The sequence below is a fragment of the Deinococcus sp. QL22 genome, assembly GCF_023370075.1.
In the GTDB taxonomy this organism is placed as follows: domain Bacteria; phylum Deinococcota; class Deinococci; order Deinococcales; family Deinococcaceae; genus Deinococcus.
On sequence record NZ_CP097149.1, the window covers coordinates 984801 to 1008281 of the forward strand.

Genomic DNA, 23481 nt, shown 5'->3' on the forward strand with positions numbered 1-23481 from the left:
GCGTCGTATGAGGCCCACCCGATGAGACTGCTGCTCGTAGAAGATGATCCCCGCATTGCTGAGCCGACGCGGGAGGCACTGCGCGAGGCGGGGTACGTGGTGACTTGGGCGCAGACCGGGCCAGAAGGTCTGGAGGCCGCCATGCTGGGCGACTATTCCCTGCTGATTCTGGACGTGATGCTGCCCTGTATGGACGGCTTCGAGGTGGCGCGGCAACTGCGCGGGGCCGAGGTAGATTCGGCCATTCTGTTCCTGACGGCGCGGGGCGAACTGGGAGACCGCGTGCAGGGGCTGGATTTAGGCGGGGATGCCTACCTTGTCAAACCGTTTGCCATGCCCGAATTGCTGGCAACCTTGCGGGCGTTGTCGCGCCGGGAGCGGGGGCAGGGTGCACCGAGGCTGCCATTTGCGGCGGGGCGCGGCGTGGTGGACACAGTGGCCCGCACGGTGGCGTGGGACGGCGAAGAAGTGGCCGTGACCGGGCGCGAATACGCCCTGATCGAAGTGCTGGCGCTGGCCCCCGAACGCTGGTTTACCCGCGAGGAACTGCTAGACCGGGTGTGGGGGCCGGAGTTTGAGGGCGAGGCCCGAATCGTGGATGTGTACGTGCGGTATGTGCGGCGCAAGCTGGCGCAGGAAGCCATTTCCAGCGAGCGGGGGCGCGGCTACCGGGTGGAGAAATGAGGGGGCTGTGGAGTAGGTGGCTCCAGTTCTGCTCTGGGTACTCATGTCCTTAAAATGGCCCCCACTGACCCTGCGGGCACGTTTGGCGCTCTGGGCGGCGCTGGCAACCGGCCTCGCGGTGGCGCTGGTGGCAGGCGGGTTGTACGTGGCGGTCAACGGGTTCCTCTTGCGCTCGCAGCAAGACCGCCTGCTGAGTGCGGTCAGTGCCGTGCAGGAGCGGGTAGAAGGAGAACTGGGCCGCGCCGCCGGGCCGCTGGGGTTTGGCGTGGTCGAGGTCACGGTGGCCGATTTAGAGCGCATTGTCAGGAGCAATCCGCAGACCCGCAACCTGGAACTGCGGCTGGTGTCGGTACAACTGGGCGTAGTGTCGCAGGTACAGACAGCCAACTTTCCCGCAGGCGTGGCCCTGAACCTCAGAGACAACCTGTACCGCCTGAACGACCAACTGATCACGGTGCGCGGCGTGCGGGCGCGGGGGCCGGGGCGCGATCTGCAAGGCGACATCACGCTGGCGGTGGCCACCGACGCACAGGCGCTGACCGAGGCGCAGCGGGCCTTTGGGCGGGCCTTGGCGTGGCTGTTGCCTGCTGCGTTGCTGCTGTCGCTCGCCGTGGGCTGGGGCGTGGCGGGGCGACTGCTGCGGCCTGTGCGGGCGCTGGAAGGTGCGGCGCGTGACATAGGCGCGGGGGGCGATTTGCGGCGGCCTGTGCCGGGGGCCGGACAGGGCGACGAACTCGCGCGGCTGGCGCTGACTTTGCAGGGCACGTTTGGGGGCCTCGCCGATGCTCGCGAACGCGAACAGGCTTTCCTGCGGGCTGCCGCGCACGACCTCCGCAGTCCGTTGGCCGCTGTACAGGCACGGGTCGAAGGCACACTGGCCCGCGAACGCGACGCCGCCCGTTACCGCGCCGAACTCCGCGAAGTCGGCACCGATATGACCCGGCTGGCGACCCTCACCAACCACCTGCTCCTGCTGGCCCGCGACGCCGAGGCAATGGGGCGTGCGCCCGTGCCTCTGCGTGACTTGGCCGCCGACGCCGTAGACCGCGCCCGCGAACTCTCGCCGGAAGCCGACGTGGATTTGCTGGCCCCCGCGCCCGTGTCGGTGCAGGGAGACCGGGTGCTGCTGGGTCAGGCCATCTGGAACCTGACCATGAACGCCGTGCGGCACGCGCCGGGAGCCACCATTACCGTGCAAGTGGAAGCCGAAGCTGGGGGCGCCACCGTGACCGTGCAGGATGACGGCCCCGGCGTGGGGGCAGACGTGTTGGCCCGCCTCGGAGAAGCCTTTTACCGTCCCGACGCAGCCCGCAGCGGCGAAGGCCACGGCTTAGGCCTAGCTATTGTGCGCCGCGCCGCCGAGTTGCATGGGGGAACCCTGACGCTGGAGAGTGCGCCCGGAGCGGGATTTACGGGGCGGTTGTATTTGCCGGGGTAGAGGGTGAGGAAGCGCCAGCAATGGCCCTGCTTAGACTCTTGACCATCGGCCCTTAGACCACCCCCAAATATTCCCCATTCGGCCCCCACCCCCGCTCCCTGCTACCCTTAAGCCCAATGAGTCAACCTGAGCAGTCAACAACTGGCCTGCCCCGCACGGCAGCTTCGGCGGTGCGCTGGAGTGCCGTGGTGCTGGGCGGCGGCGATCCCGGCGATCCTTTCGCGGCGGCGCATGGCGTCAAGGTCAAGGGGCTGATTCCGGTGGCGGGCCAGCCGATGGCGCTGCATGTCCTGCGTGCCCTGCACGGCAGCGGGCGCGTGCAGCGCATTGCTTATGTCGGCCCCACGACGCCCGAAATGGACGCCTTGATTGCCCTGCGCGTCACCGATCACGGCACGTTGCTGGGCAACCTGGAGGCGGGCGTGGAAGCATTGGCAGCGGGCGCAGGCGAGCGCGTGCTGGTGGTCACGGCAGATATTCCGCTGCTGAGGGCAGAGCAGGTGCGCGACGTGCTGGACGCTACCCCGACCGACGCCGTCCTGGTATATCCGGTGGTGCGGCGCGAGGTCTGCGAGGCGGCCTATCCGGGGGTCAAACGCACCTATGCCCGCCTGAAGGACGGCACATTCACGGGGGGCAACCTGTTTATGCTCGATCCGGCCCTGATCGGCCAGTTCCTGCCGCGCCTGCGTGGGGTGTTGGCCGCCCGCAAAGCGCCCCTGAAATTGGCGGGCCTGATCGGGCCGGGTATTTTGCTGAGACTCCTGACCGGGCAACTGACGGTGGCGCGGCTGGAATCCAAAGTGGCCGCGTTGCTGGGCGTTCCCGTTCACGCCCTGATGACGCCGCACGCGGCTGTCGGCACCGACGTAGATAAAGACGAGGATCTGCACTTGGCAGAGGCGCACTTCACGGGGAGGCACGCTGAGGCCGTCCACTAAATTCGCTCTGTACTGCGTCCCCATCTGCCTTCTCTCCAGCAATCCCGACCTCTAAGCTCGGCTTTTGGTGCGCCCGCACGGATAAAACCTGACTAGTCCGGTGCAACTCTCACGGAGACTTTGCCCTTGTCACTTTCCCCGGCGCTGTGCATACTGTCTGGCATGCCTCACGTCATCGTCAGCCCCTGCATTGGTGTCAAGGACAACGCCTGCACCGAAGTTTGCCCCGTAGAGTGCATCTACGACGCGGGCGATCAATTCCTGATCCACCCCGACGAGTGCATCGACTGCGGCGCGTGCGTGCCCGCCTGCCCCGTCAGCGCCATCTACCCCGAAGAAGATGTGCCCGGCGGCGAAACCGAATTCATCGTCAAGAACCGCGTTTACTTCGGCCTGTAAAGACCGTTGCGGTCAGCTTGATGACCCGAACAAAGTGAGCAACAGAGGCGGACGCGCTCCGTAAACCAAAAATTAGCCCTCTTCCCACCTTCCGGCCCCGGCTGGCGGGTGGGTTTTTTGTGCCCATGCTTGCACCTCTACCGTGTATCCGGCTAGCATGGCGGGCGGTAAGGTCACGCCGTTGCTCGCGGCCCGCCGGAAGGGAGGTGATGCCGTGCATTCCGAAACTCTGGACAACGAACCGCCCAGTTTGAACTTGACGCCATCCCACCCCACCGGAGGACGCCCATGCTTCGAGCTGTGTCCCACTATGCGCTCTACACCTGTTCCCTGTCCGTCAACCCTCCTGCTCTAAGCTCTGGCGGCGGCCTATGCTGACCTACTACCGCTCTATTGGCGGCAAGCTGACCACTGCCGAGGGCTACAGGGACGGCTGCTGGATCAATGCTACCGCGCCCACCGCCGAAGAATTGGCCCGCATCAGCCGCGAAACCGGGTTAGAGCTGGATTACCTGTCGTATCCCCTTGACCCCGACGAACGCTCCCGCTTTGAGCGCGAGGACGGCCAACTGTTGATGATCATGCAGACAAGTTACCGCCTGCCCGATGAAAGCGATATTCCTTACGACACCGTGCCACTCGGCATCCTGCACACCGATCACTGCCTTGTGACCGTGTGTGCGCTGGAAAACCCGGTGGTCAAGGATGTCATCAGTGGATTGGTGCGGCGCGTCAGTACAGCCAAGAAAAATCGCCTGACTTTGCAATTGTTTCTTCGCAATGCCCAGCGGTTCCTGATTGATGTCCGCCAGATCAACAAGCGCGTGGATCTGATTGAAGACAAACTGGAGAACTCGCAGCAAAACCGCGAACTGCTGAACCTGCTGAAGCTTGAAAAAAGCCTCGTGTACTTTATGACTGGCCTGAAAGCCAATGAGGCCATGATGGAGCGCGTGAAGCGTGACCGAATCTTTGAAATGTACGAGGAAGATTCTGATTTGCTGGATGACGTGTTGATTGAAAACTTGCAGGCGATTGAAATGGCGAGCATCGCCAGTAACATTCTGACCAGCATGGCTGGAGCCTTTGCCAGCGTGATTTCCAACAATGTGAATCAGGTCGTCAAGGTGCTGACCGTGACGACCATTCTGGTGGCGATTCCTACCCTAGTGACCAGCATTTTCGGCATGAACGTGCCGATTCCCTTTGCCCAGAGTCCGTATGGAATGTGGATCGTGCTGGCCATTGCTATGGCGCTGGCCTCTACCGTGGCTTTCCTGTTTCACAAGTTGAAGGTGTTTTAGCCCGCTGAGGTGGGCCGCAGAATTCTTAATTCCTACAGCCCACCACTCACACCCTTACTGCGTTGCGCCGTACCCACCCGAACAGGCCGCGCCGCGTTCTGGGGCCGTCGCACCTTGTTCGTATTTGTCCAGAAAGGCTTTCAGGCGGCCATCGTCGGCCTTGTCGGCCTTCAATTGTGCGCCCCACGCGCTCGCCACCACCGGGGAAGGCAGGTTGGGATAGGGGCTGAGCAGCGTGTATGGCCTACCGTCCACCAGCTTTTTCAGTTGATCCAATGACGCAGCGTCGAGGTCGGGGCGGTAGGTGATCCATACTGCGCCGTGTTCCATGCTGTGAACGGCGTACTCGTTATAGAGGGGCTGGGCATATACGCCGCAGTTTTGCCACACGGCGTTGTGTGCCCCGCCCGCAGGTGGGTTCTCGGCGTACACCAACGACCCGGTACGGTGGTCGCCCGCCGGATAGGTAAAGGTTTGAAGGCCCTCGATGTTTCCTCCGTCTCCGCAGGCGGCAAGAGTGACGGCAAGGGCGGGCAGCAGCAAGGCGAGGCGCGAGCGGTTCATTGGTCTACAGCCTAGCGGGTTGGGGGCAGAGCGGTGTGAAGAAACAGTCTGAATGGCTGATCTTTGTGGGCCGTCACATGTGCCACCCTGAACCCATGCTGGCCGCCCTGACGCAACCGATTATTTTTGTAGACACCGAAACGGGAGGCCGTGACCCATCCCGCCACCCGCTGCTGACGGTGGGCCTAGTCACGCTGACCCCGGAAGGCGAAATTACGCGGCCCCTGCATCTGCGCGTGCAGCACGGTCAGTACGACGTGGAGCCGGAAGCGATGGCGGTCAACGGCATAGACCTGAGCGCCCACCACGCCGCCGCGCAACCGCCCGAAGCCGTAGCGCAGGCCATCCGCGACTATGCCGCCGAGGTAGGCCGCGTGATCTTGGGCGGCCACAATCTGCAATTCGATACTCGGTTTTTGGCCCCCCTGCTGCCCGATCTGGGCCGGGTCTTTCGGCGGGGGCGGGTGGATACCAAATTGGTGGCCCAGTTTTTGCTGCATTCCGGCCACCTGCCACGCAAAGTGGGCACGCCGCTAGACCAATTGGTCAAGCATTTTGGCCTCACCTACGCCGCCCATGACGCCCTAGAAGACGCAACTGTAACGGCGCGGGTGTATGTGGAGTTGCTGAAATTGGTGGCGGGGAAGGCAATCTAGAGGCGCTGGGTGCTTTGTCTAAGAGGGTGTTTATAAAGGGTCACTGATAGGATTAAGGCGTCTGAGCATGAGGCGAATACTGGCGATATAGCACCAAGTGGCCGAGGTTTGACCTCGGCCCTCGGAGTCTCGACTCAAGCGACGTGAGCGTGTCAACCAAGCCAAGGAGCGTTCCACGACCCAACGCCTCGGGAGGACAACGAATCCCTTCGCGTTATCCGTGCGCTTGATGATCTGAAGTGTCCAGCACAGGGTCTGCTTCACCCCATCCACCCATTGGCCCGCATCCCCACCATCGGCCCAGAACCAAGAGAGGCGCGGAAAGCGCCTCTGAGCGTGCTGGAGCAGCGTTTGAGCCCCATCACGATCTTGAATATCTCCCGTCGTGATCCACACCACCAGAAGCAAGCCCATCGTGTCAACCCGCACATGACGTTTGCGTCCATGGGTCTTCTGGCCCGCCTCCACTCCACGTCGTCCCGCTTGCGGGCGACAGCGCACCGGTTGGGCATCAATGATGCCCGCACTTGGCTCTGGGTCGCGCCTCGCCGCTGCGCGGGTCTTTCTCACCAAGAGGTGGTTGACGGCTTCCCAAGTCCCATCCGCTTCCCAACGGCGGAAGTCGGACTACACCGTCTCCCACGCCGGAAAATCATGGGGGAGAGTGCGCCACGCCATCCCCCCGTGCAAGATGTACATCATCGCGCACCACACCTCGTACAGGTCGACCGTGCGCGGTCGACCTCTCGGCTTGGCGTGCGGTAAGTACGGCTCCAAGCGCTTGAACTGTTTCTGGGTCAGGTCGGTCGAGTATGCCTTGCGTTTCACACCTTGAAGCATGTCCGATTCCCTGACCCTTTATAAACACGCTCTAAGGGTCTAAAGGTCAAGGGGCTAAGAACGGCAATCGCTGCGCTCATTCACCTCCATAAAACAGCCATGACACCGCCACCTCACACCGTCCCCGCCCAACTGCGTGTGAGGCCCCAAGGTGTGTGCAACGCGCGGGCCACTTCCATGCTCAAGACGACTGGCAATCCCACTTCAAGAGAAGGATTCAGCCGACTTGAAACGCGACAAGATCACTCCTCCTCAGCGGACTCGTAGAGCGGCGCAGCAGAGCGACCACTCCCCTTTACCCTTTGGGGGCGGGGACTGGGGGGTGGGGTAAAGCGTGACAGCAAGCCAGAAGATGGGTGGAACAGCAACCCTACAAGTACGCATGCCACTAACTCTCCATTTGCCCGCTTTGTAATACCCAAAGCTGAGCCACCCCTCAAAATCCCACGTCCAACACGTCAAAAACCTGCCTTTACCGTTGCGTCAGCTTGGCCTTTTTCTGCCCAATTTGTTATGCTAAAAACATAATTTATGCTAATATATACGTATGAAGAGCCTCCCCAACACACTGGAATTTGGTACGGTGCGCCTGCCCGCCAGCGCGGACGGGTTGCTGCACGCCCCCACCGCCCTCCTTCAACTGGGCCTGACTGTGCCCGCGACAGACTGGACTACTTTTGCCGCCCAACATGACCTTCATAGCCCCACGCGTGACTTTGGGGCTGGCCCGGAAGCTACCCTGCACCCCGACGAATTTGCCCGTCTCGCCTTTGTGCTGACCACCACTGAGGCCAAGCGTTGGCGCAAGCGTGCCCAGACCTTGCTGGCCCGTGCCATGCAGGGCGACGTGCGCCTGAGCGCCCAGATTGCCGAGCGCAACCCCGACCCCGAAGCACGGCGCTGGCTGGCCGCACGCTTGGAAAGCACCGACGCCCGACGCACCCTGATGAGTACGGTGGCGCGGCACGGCGGCGAGGGCAACGTGTACGGGCAGTTGGGCAGCATCAGCAACCGCAGCGTGCTGGGCACCGACAGTGCCACGATTCGCCGGGAGCGCGGTGTCAAGCAGACCCGTGATGGCCTCAGCAGCGCCGAACTCTTGCGAATGGCGTATGTGGACACGGCCACCGAACGGGCCATTCAGGATCACGGGGCACACGGCAACACCGCGATTTTGCGCCTGCACGAGCATGTGGCCCGCCGCGAACGCCACCTGTGGGACGCGCCGCTGGCCCCGCAAGCCGGGTAATTACCTTCGGATAAGCAAATTCACTCTTGAGGGCAGGCCGCCGGGCTTGCCCTCTTTTTATTTGGCTCGACTTGTTTAAGTGCGCCGGCAGCACTCCCCTCTTTCCCTCTACCTCTCATCCACTCACCCGCTAGAATGCCGCCTGTGCCGTCTTTGCTGCCCCGTTCTGTGTTCCGTGAAGTGCTGGGGTGGTACGGCGCGGGCCTCGCCCTGTTCCTTATTTTGCAGATGACCGACGCCCTGAGCACCACTGTGGGCCGCTTGCTGACTTACGACGCCAGTTTTGTGCAGGCGGCGGGTGCGTTTGCTGGATATCTGCCCACGCTGCTGAACCGGGCATTGGTGCTGGCGGTACCGTTTGCCGTGCTGCTGGCCTTCTCACGCATGCAAAAGGACAGCGAGATCAAAGCCATGTTCGCGGCGGGCGTGCGGCCCCTGAGCCTCGTATGGCCGCTGGCCCTGCCGTTTGCACTGGTGGGCGTATTGGCTTTCATCAATGCCGGATACGTGGTTCCTGCCGGATTAGACCGCTGGGACAACGCCTGGTACAAGATTTACGGGATGGTGCCGCCGCAGCCCACGCAGGAAAAGTACACCTACGCCGAACCTGGCGCGCTGTATTACGCCGGACGGGTACGCAACGATGCGGGCAGCACGGTGGCCCAACTTCAGGGCGTGATGGTGCAGCGGGGCGACGAAACCATTACTGCACCCAGCGGCACCTGGGACACCGAGGCTAAAACGTGGACGCTGACAGGCGCGTGGATTTCTCGCCCTGGCCAGAATCCGCAGGCACAGACCAAGCCCATGACCGTGCCGCAAGCCGATACGCTGGCCCCGCCACCCCCCGAAGCCAAAAAGGTCAGCACACCCGCCCTCCGCGCACAGTTGGCACAGGACAATGACCGCCTGACCGCCACCCAGCGCCGAGACATTCAGTTTCAGTTGGCGTCGCGCCTGGCCGACCCGGTGACGCCCATCGTGTTCGCGCTGGCCGCCGGAGCCCTGGGCCTGCTGATCCGCAACCGCGCCGCCGCTTTTGCCACCGTATTGGTGTTCATCGTCAGCTTTTACGTGATCTGGACAACCGTGCCGCAGTTGGCCCGCGCTGGAGCCATAGAACCCAATCTGGCGGCCTGGATTCCCAATCTGGTGTTCTTGATCGTGGCAGGCGTGCTGGCTTGGCGGCTCCGATGATCGGCCTGAAGCGGTTTGAGCGGTATGTGCTGGAAGAAATCCTGCCGCCGCTGGTGGGCGCGTTGGTGGTGGTGATCGTGCTGCTGGTGCTGGCCGCACTGGAAGATGCCATTGCACCGCTGCTGGCAAAGGGGGCAAACCCGTTGTTGGTGGCCCGATTGCTGGCCCTGAACGTGCCGGAAGCCGTGGCGCGGGCGCTGCCGATTGCCCTGATGTTCGCCACGTTGCAGGGCTTGTCTCGCCTCGCCGCCGATTCGGAAATCAAGGCGGCGCTCTCGGCGGGCATTCCGGCCTCGCGGTTGTTCCGCCCTGTGCTGGCGCTGGCAGCGGGCGTCACTGTGCTGTCGTTCGTGGTGGCCGAAACCCTGGTGCCGCGTGCCAAAGTGCAGGCCCAGACCGTGCAGCGCGAAATCGTGTTCGACAATCCCCGCGTGATCGGGCTGGGGGAACCGGGCAAAGACAGTCTAGTGTTGCGCGACGCCCTGAACCGCGCCATCAGCGTGGGCAGCGTGGCGGCGGGCGGCGAACTGCGCGACCTGCGAATCGTGACCATGCAGATCGGTCAGCCCCCTCGTGAAGTGATCACCGCCCGCACAGGCCGCCTGAAACCCGGCAGCAACATTCTGGAACTAGAAAACGGCCAGCGCATCACCTATCAGGATACGCGGCCCGTCACTGTGCTGACCTTCGAGAAGGGCACGCTGCCTGTGCAGGATGTGCAAGCCAGCTTTGAAGACAACGGCGGGCAGCTCAAGCCCATCTATCTGCCGCTGCCTGACCTCTTGGCCCGTACCCAGACCTACCGCGCCCAGAATATCCGTGCCCCCGCCGAATTTACCGCCCTGCACCGCAAATTCGCCGAACCGCTGGCGGCGTTGGCTCTGGCCTTCTTCGCCGTCAGCCTCGCCGTGTACACCTTCCGCAGCGGCCTGAACGTGGGACTCGTGTGGGCGCTGCTGCTCAGCTTTGCTTACTACGCCACCTGGAGCGTCTTCCGCGTGATGGGCGAAAACGGAGCCGTGCCGCCCCTGCTGGCCGCCTATGCCCCGGATTTGATTGCCGTGTTCGCGGGGCTGGTGCTGCTGCGGATGGCGGGACGGCGGTAAAGGATCGGCTCAGACCTTACTTCCCCGCCCCCTGCACCCCGCCCTGAGTCGCCTGAATAGCCGTCAGCGCAATCGTATAAACGATGTCGTCTACCAATGCGCCCCGGCTCAAATCGTTTACGGGTTTTCTCAAGCCTTGCAGCATTGGCCCTACAGCCACCACTCCGGCGGCGCGTTGCACGGCTTTATAGGTGGTGTTCCCGGTGTTCAGGTCGGGGAAAATGAACACGGTGGCGCGGCCCGCAACTGGGCTATCGGGGGCTTTTTGCTTGCCCACACTCAGCACGCTCGCGGCGTCGTATTGCAGCGGGCCGTCGATGATGATGTCGGGGCGCATTTCCTTCACCAGTCCGGTGGCGGCCTTGACCTTTTCCACGTCCTCGCCCGTGCCGCTTTCGCCCGTGCTGTAGCTGAGCATCGCCACGCGGGGTGTGATGCCGAAGGCGCGGGCGCTGTCGGCACTCTGGATGGCAATATCGGCCAATTCCTGCGCGTTGGGATTGGGGTTGATGGCAGCGTCGCCGTACACCAGCACCTGCTCCGGCATCAGCATGAAGAAGATGGAACTGACCAAGGCCGCGCCGGGGGCCGTTTTAATGAGTTGCAGGGCGGGCCGCACCGTGTTGGCTGTGGTATGAATCGCGCCCGACACCAGCCCGTCCACCTCGCCCAGGGCCAGCATCATCGTGCCGATGACCACCGTGTCTTCCAGTTGCGCCTCGGCCTGCGGCGCGGTCAGGCCTTTGCTCTTGCGGAGTTCCACCATCGGGGCCACGTACTGGGTGCGGATCACGTCTGGGTCTAGAATTTCCAGACCATCGGGGAGGGTGAGACCCAGTCCCTCGGCCACCTGACGTACCTTGTCGGGCTTGGCGAGCAGCACGCAGCGGGCAATGCCCTTTTCTACGCAGCGCACGGCGGCCCGCACAGTGCGGGGTTCGTCACCTTCGGGCAGCACGATTCGCTTGTGGGCGGCCCGCGCCTTCTGAATCAGTTCGTAGCGGAAGGCACTGGGCGGCAGGCGGCGTTCCCCGTCCACGTTGGGGGTGCGGAGGCGTGCGCCCAGTGGCAGTGTATCGAGGCGGTCAGCGATAAAGTCCAGCATCCGGTCCATGCGGTCGGTGTCGTCGTGCGGCACGCGGGCGTCCATGCGCGACAGGCGCGAGGCCGTTTCGTAGGAATTGGTATTGGTTCTCAGCACAGGTAGGGTGCTGGTCAGCGCGGCCCGGCACAGCTTCTCTATGGAATCTTCGGGGCCACTGCCCGAGGTAAACAGCAGTCCCGCCAACGGAACCCCGCTGAGATGCGCCAAGGCTGCGGCCATCACCACGTCTTCCCGGTCTCCGGGCGTGACCACCAATGCGCCGGGGCCAAACAGGTGGGCCATGCGCGGCACGCTGCGGGCTGTGACCACCGTGCTGGACACGCGGCGCAGGCTGGCCTCGCCCTCATTCAGCACCGTCGCGCCCAGGTACCGCGCCACATCCAGCGTGCGGGGCGCTCCCAGTGCGGGATTTTGCGCCACCACGCCCAGCAGCGGCAATTCTCCGCCTGCCAAGATACGGCTGCGGCCCCGCAATTCGGCCAGGAGTCCGCCAAAATCCAGCGCCATCGGGGCAAAGTTCAGGATGTACCCGGCCAGCCCACGCCCATCGCTGCGGCGGTAGGCCAGCGCCGAAATCTCCAACTCGTCGGCCAGCGCGGCGGGCGTGACTCCCGCCAGGCTGGACACCAGCACCACTTCGGCCTCCAGGTTGCGGGCCAGGCTGGCATTCAGCGCCCCCGCGTAGGTATTGCGCTCGGTGAGGGCTAGCCCTTCGGCCACCAACACGTCCGCGCCGCCGCTCACGCCCTCTGCCGCCTCGCGCGACAGGGCGATCACACTTTCCATCAATTCCTCTTCGGCCCCCAAACTCAGTTGTTCCTCGGCAGAAGTGAGCGAAATCGGCTCCGGCGTGCGCGTGCCCATCAGAGCGCGGGCAAAATGCACCGAATCGTCGGTGTCTATTTCGTGGGTTTGGGCAATCGGCTTCAGGAAGGCAACTTTTAAACCTTGCCGCTCTAGCGCACGCACGAGGCCCAGCGTGGTGCTGCTGAGGCCGACGCCGTTGCGGGTGGGGGCAACAAACAGTGTTTTCATGGGTTCTCCTTCGGAGGGGGTTATGGAGTGTGGGCTGTGGGGGACATGGATCGTGGAGCGTAGAAAAAGATCGAGACCACGATCTAAGCTCAGTGCACCAGCAACTCTTCCGTCTGCCGCGCAATACTCAACTCCTCGTTCGTATTCACCACCAGCGCCGGAACACCGTCCGCCGTGATCAGGCCCGATTGCCCGCGTACTGCTTTGGCGTTGGCGGCCTCATCCACTTCAAAGCCCAGCACCCCCAGTCGGCGCAGGGTGGCGGCCCGGATGGTGGCGCTGTTTTCGCCTATGCCGCCCGTGAACACCAGGCCGTCTAGGCGGCCCAGCGCAACCGCCATGCCCGCCACCGTTTTGGCGAGGCGGTACACGAACACATCCACAGCAAGGCGTGCGCCCGCGTGTCCGCCCGTTGCCGCCGCTTCCAGCTCACGCATATCGGAGGCCAGATTGGACAGGCCCAGCAGCCCCGATTCGCGGTTCAGGGCCGCCGTGATTTCGCTCAGGGTCAGGCCGGATTGCCGCGCCAGATAGTCGTGCAGGCCGGGGTCTACGTTGCCGCTGCGGGTGCCCATGACCAGACCTTCCAGCGGGGTCAGGCCCATGCTGGTATCCACGCTGCGTCCGCCCTGCACGGCGCACACGCTGGAGCCGTTGCCCAGATGGGCCGTGACCAGATTCAGTTCGGCCAGCGGGCGGCCCAGCAGCGCGGCGGCCTCGGCAGCCACAAACGCATGACTGGTGCCGTGAAAACCGTAGCTCCGCACGCCGTGCCGGGTGTACCACGTTTCGGGCACGGCGTAGCGGTAGGCCACATCGGGCATGGTCTGGTGAAAGGCCGTATCGAACACCGCGACGTGTGGCACATCTGGAAAGGCTGCCCGCGCCGCCTCTATGCCCGACAGATTGGCCGGATTGTGCAGCGGCGCGAGGGGCACACAGGCCCGGATGGCGTCCAGCACATCGGGCGTGATGCGGGCCGGGGCGCTGAAGCGTTCGCCGCCGTGAACGACGCGGTGGCCCACCGCCCAAATCTCCGAGCGCACGCCCAGCGCGTCCAACTCGGCCAGCAGCATATCAAAGGCCTCGGCGTAAGCTCCGCCCTTCAGCGCGTGGGTGGTGCGCTGCCCGTCCCGTTCCAGCCGCACCGACGCTTCGGGCGCACCCAGTCGCTCGGCCAGCCCCGACAGCCGCACCTCCCCCGACGCCGGATTCAGGAGGGCGAACTTGACACTACTTGACCCGCAATTCAGAACGAGCGTCCACATATCAGACATTGTGAAGGCTGTGAGCCGGGACGGGCGGCCCGCCGGGTGGGGTGAGGAGTGAGGGTCTAAGAGTCTAAAGGTCCAGGGTCTGAGGTGGTGGGGCGATAGAGGGTGGACCGTAGAATGTAGATCGTGGTCAAGGCAACAGCGTGGAGTAGGGTTTTAAGTCGTTCTTAGACACTTAGCCCTTTGACCCTTAGACGCCAGTCCGCCTCACCGCAGCCGCTCCGCGCGCCGCACGTCCGGCTCTCCGTCCACATGCAGCAGGCGCACAATCGGCGCGTCAGGATAGTCGCTATATAAGGCCTCGCCCCACTCGATCACGCTCAGGCGGCTGCCCGCGATCAGGTCTTCCAAGTCCATCTCGTACAGCTCGGCGGGGTGGCGGGTGCGGTAGGCATCCACGTGTAGCACGCGCCCGGCGGGAGTGGGGTAGGCGTTCATCAGGGCGTAGGTAGGGCTGGTCACGGGTTCGGTGAAGCCCAGTGCGCCCACCAGCCCCTGCGTCAGTGTGGTTTTGCCCGCACCCAGTTCGCCTTCCAGAAACAGCACCGACCCGGCAGGCAGAGCATGAGCGAAAGCAGCCCCCAGTACCCATTGCTGCTGCTGTCCATATAAGAGGTGTGTTTGGCCGGGAAGGAGAGGAAGCGGTGTGATCATGCGGGGGCGAGTGCCTGTGGTTCCGGGTGAGCATCTAACACGCTGCCAGGGACGCCAGCCATCGCCTCGCGCACCACTTCCAGCCCCGATCTCGGCAGATGCCCTTTTTCGCTGAGGGTGCGTTTCCAGTGGCGGGCCCCGGCCTGCCCCACGAACAGGCCCAAAGTGTGGCGCATAGAGCGGTTCAGGGGTTGGCCCTGCTGCACCTGCGCGGCCACATACGGCAAGAAAGCTTCGATGGCTTCGCGGCGGGTTGGCGGTATGACCTCGGAGCCAAACACATCCCGGTCAGCGGCGGCCAAAATATAAGGATTTTGATAGGCCGCCCTCCCCACCATTGCCCCGTCTGCCCAGGCCAGGTGCGCCCGCGCGTCGTCTAAGCTCAGCACTCCCCCATTCAGAACAATTGTCAGGTGCGGGAAGTCGGCCTTCAGTTGTTGCACCAATTCGTAGCGCAGGGGCGGAATCTCCCGGTTTTCTTTCGGAGACAGGCCACTGAGCCACGCTTTGCGGGCATGCACGATGAAGGTGTCGCAACCTGCCCCGGCCACTGTGGACACGAAGCGCGTCAGGTGATCGTAACTGTCCAGATCGTCTATACCGATGCGGTGCTTGACGGTCACGGGCAGCGTGGTCGCGCCGCGCATGGCCTCGACTGCGCGGGCCACCACCTCGGGCGTCGCCATCAGGCAAGCGCCGAACGAGCCGTTTTGCACCCGGTCACTGGGGCAGCCGCAATTCAGATTCACTTCGTCGTAGCCATAGTCCTGCGCGATGCGGGCGCATTCGGCCAGAGCCGCCGGGTCGCTGCCGCCCAGTTGTAACGCCACCGGATGCTCGGCGGCGGTAAAGCCCAGATGCCGTTCGCGGTCTCCGTGCAAGACCGCGCCTGTGGTCACCATTTCGGTATACAGCAGCGTGCGGCGCGTCAGCGTGCGGTGAAACACGCGGCAATGCCGATCTGTCCAGTCCATCATCGGGGCCACAGACAGCGTATGGGGGGGCAAAGGCGGGGCGGCGCTCATCAGCCGACTACTGTAACGGTATCAAGCGCTATCAACAGTGAGCAAACTATTTAAGAACAGCACAACTTTGTTATTGTCACTCTACTGACTTACCGCTCCATTGTACCTGTCATCCGCATTTCTGGGAGCAGAGAACGTCGGCCAGCTCAGTACCCGAACCTGGTATGTCAAGTCGGCTGAGAAAGAGACCCTCAGAGGGGCTGGGAGGAGGTTATCAACGTGGCTGGCCTGCAATATTCGGTACAACTCCCGAGCCAGGTGAGTCTTGAGCGCGCGGAGTGCCGCCCGTTTCGTTTTTCCCTCTTGCCCCTTCTTCGTGACGAATGTGCTGGTGCGCTCTTCACACCTCAGTCGGGTGAGCACCATCAGGTGAAGCACTGTATTAGTTGCCGATTGCCGCTGACATTCACGCACCAGCGTGGGTTCTTTCCGCTCCCCCGTTCCACTAGAGCAGCGCCGCAATCACTGGCGAAGTGATTGACATTCGGGTAGCGCATGAACGCCGTGAAAGACGTGCTGAATGTGAGCGACGCCTTGAGGTCAAGATTACCAACATTGATGAGCAGGGCAAGATTTACCTGATCCGCCCCGAACTGGAAGACAAGGTTGCGCCGCGTGAGCCCCGTGCACCGCGTCCTACAATCGCCTGCCCTGCCGCGACTGAGCGCATCACCCAAATGTAGACGCGCGCCCATTCACCAGGGGCGCGCGTCTGTTTTGAGACCCGGTTTTTTAACGAATGGTCGCCTGGAAGCAGGCAGTCACCGTTTCGCCGGCGGTCAGGGTGCCCAGACTCAGGGTCATGATGCCCTGGCCAAAGCTGCCGCCCGTCGTGGTCAGGGTTGCGGTGTCGGCGTCGGCCGCGCTGGTGCGGTACCCCGTGGTGCCGCGCGTGAGCTTGATGCCAAAGCCGGTGGTCGCACTGGGCTCGTCGACGTCATAACCGGTGATCAGAGCGCTGACGCTGCTGGGCACCTGATCGGTCAGGACGTAGTTGGGCAGATTGGCGCCCCCCAAGTTGCGGGCATCGAGGCAGTATTCCAGCACTTCAGCGGGCTTGCCGCCACCCGACGTGCCGAAAGTACCACCCGTGCTGACATTCCGCACGCGCTTGACAACCTCGGTCAGCACGAAGCGGGTGGTCACGGCAGCCGAGGTGTTGTTGCCCGCGTTCGAGTCGCCGGTTACCGAGACCGTGGCGGTGTTCTGCACGCTCTTGATACCGCCAGTGGGGCTGATGGCCGCAGCAGCCGGCGCGGTGACGGTCAGGGTGAGCGTCTTGGTGGCGTTGCCGGCGAGACTGGCTAGCGTCCACGTGACAGTGCGGTTGGCGCTGTTGTACGTACCGCCGTCTGAGGCCCTAACGAAGGTCAGGCCAGCAGGCAACGTGTCGCTGACTGTGACGTTGGTAGCGGCGCCTGCAGTGGTATTGGTAACCGTAACAGTGTACGTGTAGGCTTCTGTCGGCTTCGCAAAGGCCGGGCCAGCCTTGTCTATGCCTACATCTACTGTAATGGTATTGGTATCTGTAGAAGTGTTGTTCCCCAATGTGGAGTCTGTGGTGCCAGCGGGCGCATCCACAGTTGCCGTGTTGCTGACCGAACCACTGGCAGCGGTGGCAGTCGCCGTAATCCTCAGTTCATAGAAAGCTCCAGTGACCAGGGTGGGCAGGGCGTATCCACCGGCGCTTTCCAGCTGGGTCACTGTGGGTGTGGTGCCAGCGGTGCAGGCGCCTGTGGTTGGCGAGCAGGCCACTGTAGTCTTGGTCAATCCGCTTGCAGCGGGATCTTTGAGAATCGCGCCGGTGACACTGTTGGGCCCATTGTTTGTGACGCGCACCGTGTAGGTGGTTGCGCTGCCGGAGGTCACGCTGCTCACATTGTCTGTTTTTGTGATCGCCAGATCAGCCCCTACCGGCAGAGTGGAGCTAGCCGCCGACGCGTTGGTGCCCGTCGAGGTCACAAGAGCCCCAACGCCGAGGGTGTTCGTGTAAGTGCCCGCGGCTGAAACGGAGACATTGACGGTGATGGTGCATCCACCAGCTGGAATGCGGGCGCCACTATTCAGAGTAACTGTTCGACTACCAGCTGGGGCTGTCACGGTACCAGTGGTCAGACAGGTTCCCCCGACATTCGGTATGGACGCCACCGTCATAACACCTTCAGAGCTAGCCGGCAGGGTGTCTATCAAGTCAGCAAAGGTATAGATCGGCATCAAGTTAGAATTGCCCACTGTAATCGTCAGGACGCTGGTGCCAGACGCAGAGGCCAGTGACGATGGGTTGAAGCTTTTGCTGAGGGTCGGGGCGTTAGGGACGATCCCACAGTTCCCCAAGTCGGTGATTCCGGGGACTGCCTGTCGCAGCGTGGTCACGCCAGTCGTGAGGTTCACGGAATACAGACCAGCAGTGCCGCCTGTGCTCGCCGCACCTGTTGCACTGCTAACCAGGACAGTATTGCTAAAGGGATCAATCGACAGGCCGTTGACAGTGCCGGTCCATAAGGTGCCGCCTGAGGTACGGAGGGCGACTGGATTGCTCAGCACACCAGAAGCGACATCCAAGCGCCAGACATAGGGGTTATAGGTGGATCCACCGTTGGTGTTCGCTTCCACGATGATGTACACCTGACCCGCCGTATCAATCGCAAAGTCCCCGTTGGACGTAGCATTGAGCGTGTACCCCGCTGGCCCGCTGATGGTTCTGGCCCCGCCAACCTGAGCGCCTGTTGCCGGGTTCAGCTGAAGATAACGGCCGTTGCTGTAGTACACGTAATAGTTGCCGGCGGTGTCGAAGGTACCACCAACCACGCTGGCTCCACTGGCCGGTGCTGGAGAACTGCCCACCAGTGTGTCAACCCCCGTGGCTGGGTTGATATACCGCAACTGGTTGTTGTTGCGTTCGATGTAGTACAGAAAGCCGTTGACTGGGCTTTCAGCCAGTGCGTTGCTGTTTGTACTGGCCGCTGTGAACAGCGGCACGTACGCGTTGGTACTGAAGTTGAAATACCCGACCTGTTGTGTGGCAGCGCTCGTGATCACGTAGGTGGCAGTACAGTAGCTGGGGGCCGCCATCGCCGTGCCCATGAGGGTCACCAGCAAGGCTGCGAGCCGGGACCTGATTCGTGGGAGCCGGCCCACCACTTGGGCCAGCTGAAACAAAAGACAAATCAGCGGGCGCATCGAGCCCTCCTTTATTGAAGTGAAACTCATCGATTCACCTGCTCGTCCAGCGTCAGATCCAAGCGCAGGTAAGCCCCCTGCTTCGTGTAGGCGTTGCCCAGACCCGTAAAGCCCGCCGGATTGTAGCCGGCCGTAATCCAGGTACCGGGCAGGGCACGGAAACTGGCCTCCAAGCCGTAACCGTATTGGGTGATGCCGCTGCTGAGCTGCGTCAACGCGCGGCCCCAGGCGCCGATGCCGATGCGGTCGGTCACGTAGTACGTGCCGCCCAGGCCCACCTGCGCCGTGAAGCTGCCGCGGTCGTTCAGCAGGGTCCGGGTATCGACACCGGCCCGCACGGCCCAGGTGGGCTGGCGGTACTCGGCGGCAAAGTTGCTGGTCAGTTCGGGCTTGCCGCCCGCCAGTGAGCCACTGATGTAGCGCACCGTGCCCAGACTGTTAAAGGTGCGGTTGCGGTAGGCGTAACCAAGGGCTGTGCGCAGCCCACTGTGACTGACACCAAATTCGCCCAAGCCGTCGGCGCTCAGAGTCAGGTGGTCGTTCACCTGGCCGCTCACGCCGCCGCGCACCACCACGCCAAACTCGCCGGCCTTGTAGGTCAAGTCGGTGCCGGTGGTGGCGGTCAGGCGGCCGGCCCTGTATAGCAGGTCCACTCCAGCGCCCAGTTCGCTGTCTTGCGTGTTCACGTCGTACAGCACGCTGCCGCGCAGACCAGCAGTCAGACGCTCGTTAATGGGCAGGCTGGTGGTTACTCCAAAGCGGGCGCGGTTGCCCTGGCCGCCGGCGGTGGGCAGGTCGTAGGCGACCTCATAGTTGGTGTTGCCCACCTTGTTGGTCAGGCTCAGAGCCGCGCGGTGACCAGTATTCCAGTTGATCTCATCGGTCAGGCCCAGGCTCAGGGTGTCGCTGACGGCGTACTTGGCTTTCACGGTCGTGGTGGGGTCCAGATTGCCGCTGAGAGGCTGCACATGGACCACGTCCACGTCAATGGGCGCCTGATGGTACCCGGCACTGATCACGGCGCCCAGACCCGACTGGCTGCCGAAGGCGGCCCGCAGGCCTGCCCCTACGCTGAATGGCTTGAGATTGTAATCGGCCCGCGCGGTTACGCTGCCGCCCTGAGAAGCGGCGGTGCTGGCGTACTCGGCCTGCACGTTGGCACTCAAGCGCTCGGTCAGGCGGGTGTCCACGTTGGCGCTGACATTCAGACCCGGCGTCAGGGGCGCAAGACCATTGTAGGTGCCGTCCTGATACCGCACGCGGCCCTGCACTGTGGTGCGGCCCAGCTTGACGCCCAGGTCGGCGCTGGCCTGCACGCCGCCCGAGTAGGCCACCAGACCATCGGCGCGTACGGTGCCGTTGTCGTAGATGGCGCGCACACCTGTGGTCACGCGGCTGTCCAGGCTGACGGCTGCCACGCCCACGGCATAGCCTTCACCGACGTACTTGGCCTGTACGCCGAAGGCCAGCGCGCGGTTACTCAGGGGGCTGTCCAGGCGGTAGCTGGCCAGCACGACCACGTCGTTGAGCTCGGCGTCCACGCGGTCGAGTGAGCGGGTCAGGGTGATGATGCCGGTGCGCGGATCAAGCACGTAATCCACGTTCCGGGCCAGGGGCTCGCGGGTCAGTTCCTTGCCTGTCACGCGTTCCAGCGTCACCACTTCCAGGGTTTCGCTGCCCAGGGCCACGTCGCCGCGTGACAGGCGCAGCAGGCGGTTGCCTTCGGGCGTCAGGCGCTCGCCGACAATGCGGTCGCCGGGCACCAGGGCGGCAAAGCCGCTGACCTGCACGGGGCCCTTGGTACTGGCGGTCAGCGCGGTCAGCTGCTCCCCCACCGGGAGGACGTCAATCGGCAGGGCGCTGCGGCGGTAGGCGGCGCGGAAAGTGGGATGCTCGTAGCGGACGGCGACCGGGTCGATGCCCTGAAGCGGGACCGAGGCGACGCTGCTGTCACCAAACAGGGAAAAGCGCTTCAGGGTGTCGTTGTCGGTGGGCAGGCCGTCCTTGTCGGCGGCCACGTAGAGCTTGCCGCCGGCCAGGGGTCCTTCGTAGGAGGCGCGCGCCTGAATGCTGAGGTCCTCGCTCAGGTTCAGGCTGCCGTCCAGACCCAGGGTGGCGCTCACCATACCCACGCCCACGCGGCTGCTGTCAGGGCCCACCTCGTAGCGGGAGGTACTGACCTCCTGGCCCTGCTGCAAGGTCACGCTCAAGGCGACGGGCGCGGCCTGGGCCTGTAAGACGAGTTCGCCCTCACCCTCACGCAGCCGCACCTGATACCCGGGCTGACCCGGCTCAGCGTCGGGGAGCTGGGGCTCCAGACTGCTGTTCAGCGTCACTGTTTCCTGGTCGCTGAGGTTACCGCTGGCGTCTAGGGCGCGCACGCGCAGGCGCAGCGGCGTGCTGCCGTCAGCAATCAGGGACACGGGCGTCAGTTCCACTTTCGTGGTGGCGCCCACGAGCTGCACACTCACCTGATCCTGGCCAGCCTGAAGAACGTTCTGACCCGGTTTCAGCAGCACGCCCACGTAGGTGATCCGGCGACTGCCGTCTTCGTTGGTGGTGATCTCGCCAATGCGGTTGACCTCGATGGGCTGCCCGTTCACGTTGAGCGCGGCTTCCTGACCAGCCGGCACGCTGACCACCACATTGATGCGGTCGCGCTGCCGGATCAGGCTGCCCTGCACGGGCAGCCTGATGGCGCCGGTGTTCTCGGTCACAGCATCAGGAGCGCTGAGCCGCTGAGCCGCACCGAGGTCGGCCTCGTTGATCTGGCCTGCCAGAACCTCGCGGCGTTCGCCGGCGTAGCGAACCAGCAGAGACGGCGCACCCAGGGCGCCCAGCGGACCACTGTGGGCCAATTCGTAGCTCACGGTGCCGCGCCACGCGGCTTGACCCTGGATCAGGGCACTCTGGGGAATCACCCAGTACAGCTGACCGCTCGCGCCGCGCCGGGGATCGGCCAGGGGCTGCCCGTTCAGGCGGCTACTGCCGGTCACGAAGGTGGCGCCTCCGGGCGGGGTGTGGGCCACCACGATCTCACGGGCCTGCTGGGGCGCGTCAAAGGGCAGGGTGACGGTGCTCGCGCGCCGGGCTTCGGGGGCCGGGGCTGGCTCAGCTGGGGTTGGGGCTGGATTGATTGGCGCTGTGCTCACGGGCACTGGCCCGGCCACCGCCACAGGAGCAGGCGCCTGGACAGCCAGGGTGCCGCTCACGTTTTGCGTGGCTGCGCAACTAGAACTCGTCAGCGAGGCGTCGAGCGCCACCGCCTCGGTGCCGGTCACGCGGGCGCGGTAGCTCAGGGTGCGGGTCTCACCAGCGGCCAATGTGCCCGTGAAGCGGGGGCTGCTCAGCGTCTCCAGGCCGGTGCCAGCCGTGTCAGTCAGGTCGTAGGTCGCCGCCTGTGCGCCGGTATTGGTCAGGCGCAGGGCGACCGTGACCTCGTCGCCGGGCGCCGCTGGGGCTAGGGGCTCGCGGACCAGTTGGAGGGTGGTGACGTCCGGGCGGACCTCCACCTTCACCGCCTGGGTCTGTGCCCAGGGGTTCAGGCGGGCCGTGACTGTCACGGGGCCGGCTTGGGTAGCCGTGGCGTTCAGGCGCAGCTCGCCAGGGCGCGCGGCGCTCAGGGTACCCTGCAGGGAGTTGACGCCCTGCACGGTCAAGCCCTCGGGAAGCTCAAAGCTCAGGTCCAGCGGCAGCTCGCCGGCAAAGGCGGTCTGAGCGCGGGCGATCAGGGTCACCGTGTCGCCGACGCAGACTTCGGCCTTGTCCACCTCCACACTCAGGGCCACCTCGGGGCGAACCTGAATGCGGGTCTCGGCCACACCGCCGCGCGGCACAGTGACGTTGGAGGCGGCGACGGTCACCTGCGCGCCGGTCACCGGATCGGGCGTCACCGGGTAGGGGCCGGCCGGCACGCGCTGCACTAGGGTGCCCGGAACTGTCACAGAAATCTGACCAATCAGGGCGGTGGCCTGGGTGGGCTGAGCCCCGCCCGGCAGCACCAGTTCGGCGGTGACGCGCAGGAGACCGGTCTGGTCCACGCGGGCCACGGTCAGGGGGACCGGTGCGCCGGCGCGGGTCAGGTTGAAGCCCACGGTATTGCTGTACTGGCGGGCCGCAGCCGGCTGGCGCAGTTCCAGCGTGTAGTTGCCGGCGCGGGCGGGGAGCGGCAGGTCGTTGAACACCAGGTCTGCACTGACCTGCAGCGGCGTGACATTGCCCTGCTCGTCGCGCAGCTGCGCTTCGAGTTCGGCCGTGCCGTCGCCGTCGTACAGGCGCAGCACGTGGTCGACGCGGCCGTCCAGGGTCAGGTTCAGGGCGGGCACCCAGTCACGCGAGTGCACGTTCACGCTCAGGCGCTCGGCGCTGATGGCCGCGCTGACCCCGGCCAGGCGTACCGCAAAGGTGTTCTTGCCGTTGCCGCTCGTCACCGCCTGCAGGCGGTATTGCCCGGCGGGCAGGTCCCGATCGAGCAGGGTTTCCCAGGCGTGTTCGCCGGGGGCAAAGGTCCGGCTCAGCAGCGCTTTGCCGTCACTGCCCAGCAGGGTGAAGGTGGTGGTCACGTCGCTGCGGCCGGCGTCGTACTGCTCATCGCCGTAATAGGTGTCGCTGCGGTAATCACCCTTGTCCACGCGGGGGCTGTAGAGTTCCAGGCGCACGCGGCCGGCAAGCGGCACGTCCAGCGTAAGGTTCTGGTCCCCGACGGTCCACATCAGGCGGTCCCCGACCGTGGTCAGGGGCAGGCTGGTGCTGAGGTCCTGCGCCGTACCGATACCGGAGGCCAGCAGGGCCGTCAGCAGGGCGGCAAGGCACTTGGGGCTTGATTTCACG

The 23481-nt window shown here is 64.2% G+C and carries 18 protein-coding genes and 1 pseudogene; 10 read left to right on the forward strand and 9 right to left on the reverse strand.

From position 1 onward, the window contains the following. Positions 1-21: 21 nt before the first annotated feature. The 5 genes from M1R55_RS04725 (at position 22) to M1R55_RS04745 (ending at position 4766) form a co-directional block, all read left to right on the forward strand. Positions 22-684: a response regulator transcription factor gene (locus tag M1R55_RS04725; RefSeq protein ID WP_249393563.1), complete on the forward strand. Its 663-nt coding sequence runs from the start codon at positions 22-24 to the stop codon at positions 682-684. 43 nt (positions 685-727) lie between these two features. Then, complete coding sequence (locus tag M1R55_RS04730; RefSeq protein WP_249393564.1) at positions 728-2122, forward strand: HAMP domain-containing sensor histidine kinase; 1395 nt, start codon at positions 728-730, stop codon at positions 2120-2122. Between the two features lie 116 nt (positions 2123-2238). Beyond that, the gene (locus M1R55_RS04735) at positions 2239-3063 is read left to right on the forward strand and encodes a nucleotidyltransferase family protein (RefSeq protein ID WP_249393565.1); all 825 of its coding nucleotides are present in this window, start codon (positions 2239-2241) and stop codon (positions 3061-3063) included. A 162-nt stretch (positions 3064-3225) separates the two neighbouring features. After that, positions 3226-3462, forward strand: a complete 237-nt coding sequence (locus tag M1R55_RS04740; RefSeq protein WP_064013833.1) for a ferredoxin — start codon at positions 3226-3228, stop codon at positions 3460-3462. 371 nt (positions 3463-3833) lie between these two features. After that, positions 3834-4766, forward strand: a complete 933-nt coding sequence (locus tag M1R55_RS04745) for a magnesium transporter CorA family protein (protein WP_249393566.1) — start codon at positions 3834-3836, stop codon at positions 4764-4766. A 54-nt stretch (positions 4767-4820) separates the two neighbouring features. Here M1R55_RS04745 and M1R55_RS04750 read toward each other — a convergent pair whose 3' ends face one another. Continuing rightward, positions 4821-5330: a DUF3105 domain-containing protein gene (locus M1R55_RS04750; RefSeq protein ID WP_249393567.1), complete on the reverse strand. Its 510-nt coding sequence runs from the start codon at positions 5328-5330 to the stop codon at positions 4821-4823. A gap of 35 nt (positions 5331-5365) precedes the next feature. On the opposite strand from M1R55_RS04750, the gene M1R55_RS04755 reads away from it, so the two are divergent. Further along, positions 5366-5986 carry a 3'-5' exonuclease gene (locus M1R55_RS04755; RefSeq protein ID WP_249393568.1) on the forward strand — a complete coding sequence of 207 codons (621 nt, stop codon included), beginning with the start codon at positions 5366-5368 and terminating at the stop codon, positions 5984-5986. Positions 5987-6016: 30 nt separating this feature from the next. Here M1R55_RS04755 and M1R55_RS32050 read toward each other — a convergent pair whose 3' ends face one another. Both M1R55_RS32050 and M1R55_RS04760 read right to left on the reverse strand, forming a co-directional pair. Further along, positions 6017-6556 (reverse strand): transposase, encoded by a 540-nt coding sequence (locus M1R55_RS32050; protein WP_371827157.1) that lies wholly within the window; start codon positions 6554-6556, stop codon positions 6017-6019. A gap of 57 nt (positions 6557-6613) precedes the next feature. Next, on the reverse strand, positions 6614-6814 hold the full coding sequence (locus M1R55_RS04760; protein ID WP_249393569.1) for a transposase: 201 nt from the start codon (positions 6812-6814) through the stop codon (positions 6614-6616). 559 nt (positions 6815-7373) lie between these two features. Here M1R55_RS04760 and ddrC point away from each other — a divergent pair. From ddrC to M1R55_RS04775, 3 genes are all read left to right on the forward strand, one after another. Next, positions 7374-8075 carry a DNA damage response protein DdrC gene (gene ddrC / locus M1R55_RS04765; RefSeq protein ID WP_249393570.1) on the forward strand — a complete coding sequence of 234 codons (702 nt, stop codon included), beginning with the start codon at positions 7374-7376 and terminating at the stop codon, positions 8073-8075. A 135-nt stretch (positions 8076-8210) separates the two neighbouring features. Next, positions 8211-9272 carry an LptF/LptG family permease gene (locus tag M1R55_RS04770; protein ID WP_249393571.1) on the forward strand — a complete coding sequence of 354 codons (1062 nt, stop codon included), beginning with the start codon at positions 8211-8213 and terminating at the stop codon, positions 9270-9272. 5 nt (positions 9273-9277) lie between these two features. Beyond that, a complete protein-coding gene (locus M1R55_RS04775) occupies positions 9278-10378 on the forward strand; it encodes an LptF/LptG family permease (RefSeq protein ID WP_249394133.1) in 1101 nt (366 codons plus the stop codon). A gap of 16 nt (positions 10379-10394) precedes the next feature. Here M1R55_RS04775 and pta read toward each other — a convergent pair whose 3' ends face one another. The 4 genes from pta to dusA all read right to left on the reverse strand — a co-directional run bounded on the left by pta (position 10395) and on the right by dusA (position 15471). Next, on the reverse strand, positions 10395-12518 hold the full coding sequence (gene pta / locus M1R55_RS04780; RefSeq protein WP_249393572.1) for a phosphate acetyltransferase: 2124 nt from the start codon (positions 12516-12518) through the stop codon (positions 10395-10397). A gap of 89 nt (positions 12519-12607) precedes the next feature. After that, on the reverse strand, positions 12608-13786 hold the full coding sequence (locus M1R55_RS04785) for an acetate kinase (protein WP_305880270.1): 1179 nt from the start codon (positions 13784-13786) through the stop codon (positions 12608-12610). 213 nt (positions 13787-13999) lie between these two features. Then, a complete protein-coding gene (tsaE, locus tag M1R55_RS04790) occupies positions 14000-14446 on the reverse strand; it encodes a tRNA (adenosine(37)-N6)-threonylcarbamoyltransferase complex ATPase subunit type 1 TsaE (RefSeq protein WP_249393574.1) in 447 nt (148 codons plus the stop codon). Beyond that, on the reverse strand, positions 14443-15471 hold the full coding sequence (gene dusA, locus M1R55_RS04795; RefSeq protein WP_249393575.1) for a tRNA dihydrouridine(20/20a) synthase DusA: 1029 nt from the start codon (positions 15469-15471) through the stop codon (positions 14443-14445). Before dusA ends, tsaE begins: the two co-directional genes overlap by 4 nt. 492 nt (positions 15472-15963) lie before the next feature. On the opposite strand from dusA, the pseudogene M1R55_RS04800 reads away from it, so the two are divergent. After that, a pseudogene (locus M1R55_RS04800) lies at positions 15964-16154 on the forward strand (hypothetical protein); the annotation flags it as partial. 49 nt (positions 16155-16203) lie between these two features. Here M1R55_RS04800 and M1R55_RS04805 read toward each other — a convergent pair. Further along, positions 16204-18555, reverse strand: a complete 2352-nt coding sequence (locus tag M1R55_RS04805; RefSeq protein WP_249394134.1) for an isopeptide-forming domain-containing fimbrial protein — start codon at positions 18553-18555, stop codon at positions 16204-16206. Between the two features lie 122 nt (positions 18556-18677). Next, positions 18678-23480 carry a DUF11 domain-containing protein gene (locus M1R55_RS04810; protein ID WP_249393577.1) on the reverse strand — a complete coding sequence of 1601 codons (4803 nt, stop codon included), beginning with the start codon at positions 23478-23480 and terminating at the stop codon, positions 18678-18680. Between the last annotated feature and the right edge of the window lies 1 nt (position 23481).

Excerpts from the sequence above, each read along its gene's own strand:
- pta (WP_249393572.1), bottom strand. The coding sequence starts at position 12,518 with ATGAAAACACTGTTTGTTGCCCCCACCCGCAACGGCGTCGGCCTCAGC.
- M1R55_RS04785 (WP_305880270.1), bottom strand. The coding sequence starts at position 13,786 with ATGTGGACGCTCGTTCTGAATTGCGGGTCAAGTAGTGTCAAGTTCGCC.
- tsaE (WP_249393574.1), bottom strand. The coding sequence starts at position 14,446 with ATGATCACACCGCTTCCTCTCCTTCCCGGCCAAACACACCTCTTATAT.
- dusA (WP_249393575.1), bottom strand. The coding sequence starts at position 15,471 with ATGAGCGCCGCCCCGCCTTTGCCCCCCCATACGCTGTCTGTGGCCCCG.
- M1R55_RS04805 (WP_249394134.1), bottom strand. The coding sequence starts at position 18,555 with ATGGGCACGGCGATGGCGGCCCCCAGCTACTGTACTGCCACCTACGTG.
- M1R55_RS04740 (WP_064013833.1), top strand. The coding sequence starts at position 3,226 with ATGCCTCACGTCATCGTCAGCCCCTGCATTGGTGTCAAGGACAACGCC.
- M1R55_RS04750 (WP_249393567.1), bottom strand. The coding sequence starts at position 5,330 with ATGAACCGCTCGCGCCTCGCCTTGCTGCTGCCCGCCCTTGCCGTCACT.
- M1R55_RS04735 (WP_249393565.1), top strand. The coding sequence starts at position 2,239 with ATGAGTCAACCTGAGCAGTCAACAACTGGCCTGCCCCGCACGGCAGCT.
- M1R55_RS04770 (WP_249393571.1), top strand. The coding sequence starts at position 8,211 with ATGCCGCCTGTGCCGTCTTTGCTGCCCCGTTCTGTGTTCCGTGAAGTG.
- M1R55_RS04745 (WP_249393566.1), top strand. The coding sequence starts at position 3,834 with ATGCTGACCTACTACCGCTCTATTGGCGGCAAGCTGACCACTGCCGAG.
- M1R55_RS04730 (WP_249393564.1), top strand. The coding sequence starts at position 728 with ATGTCCTTAAAATGGCCCCCACTGACCCTGCGGGCACGTTTGGCGCTC.
- M1R55_RS04725 (WP_249393563.1), top strand. The coding sequence starts at position 22 with ATGAGACTGCTGCTCGTAGAAGATGATCCCCGCATTGCTGAGCCGACG.
- ddrC (WP_249393570.1), top strand. The coding sequence starts at position 7,374 with ATGAAGAGCCTCCCCAACACACTGGAATTTGGTACGGTGCGCCTGCCC.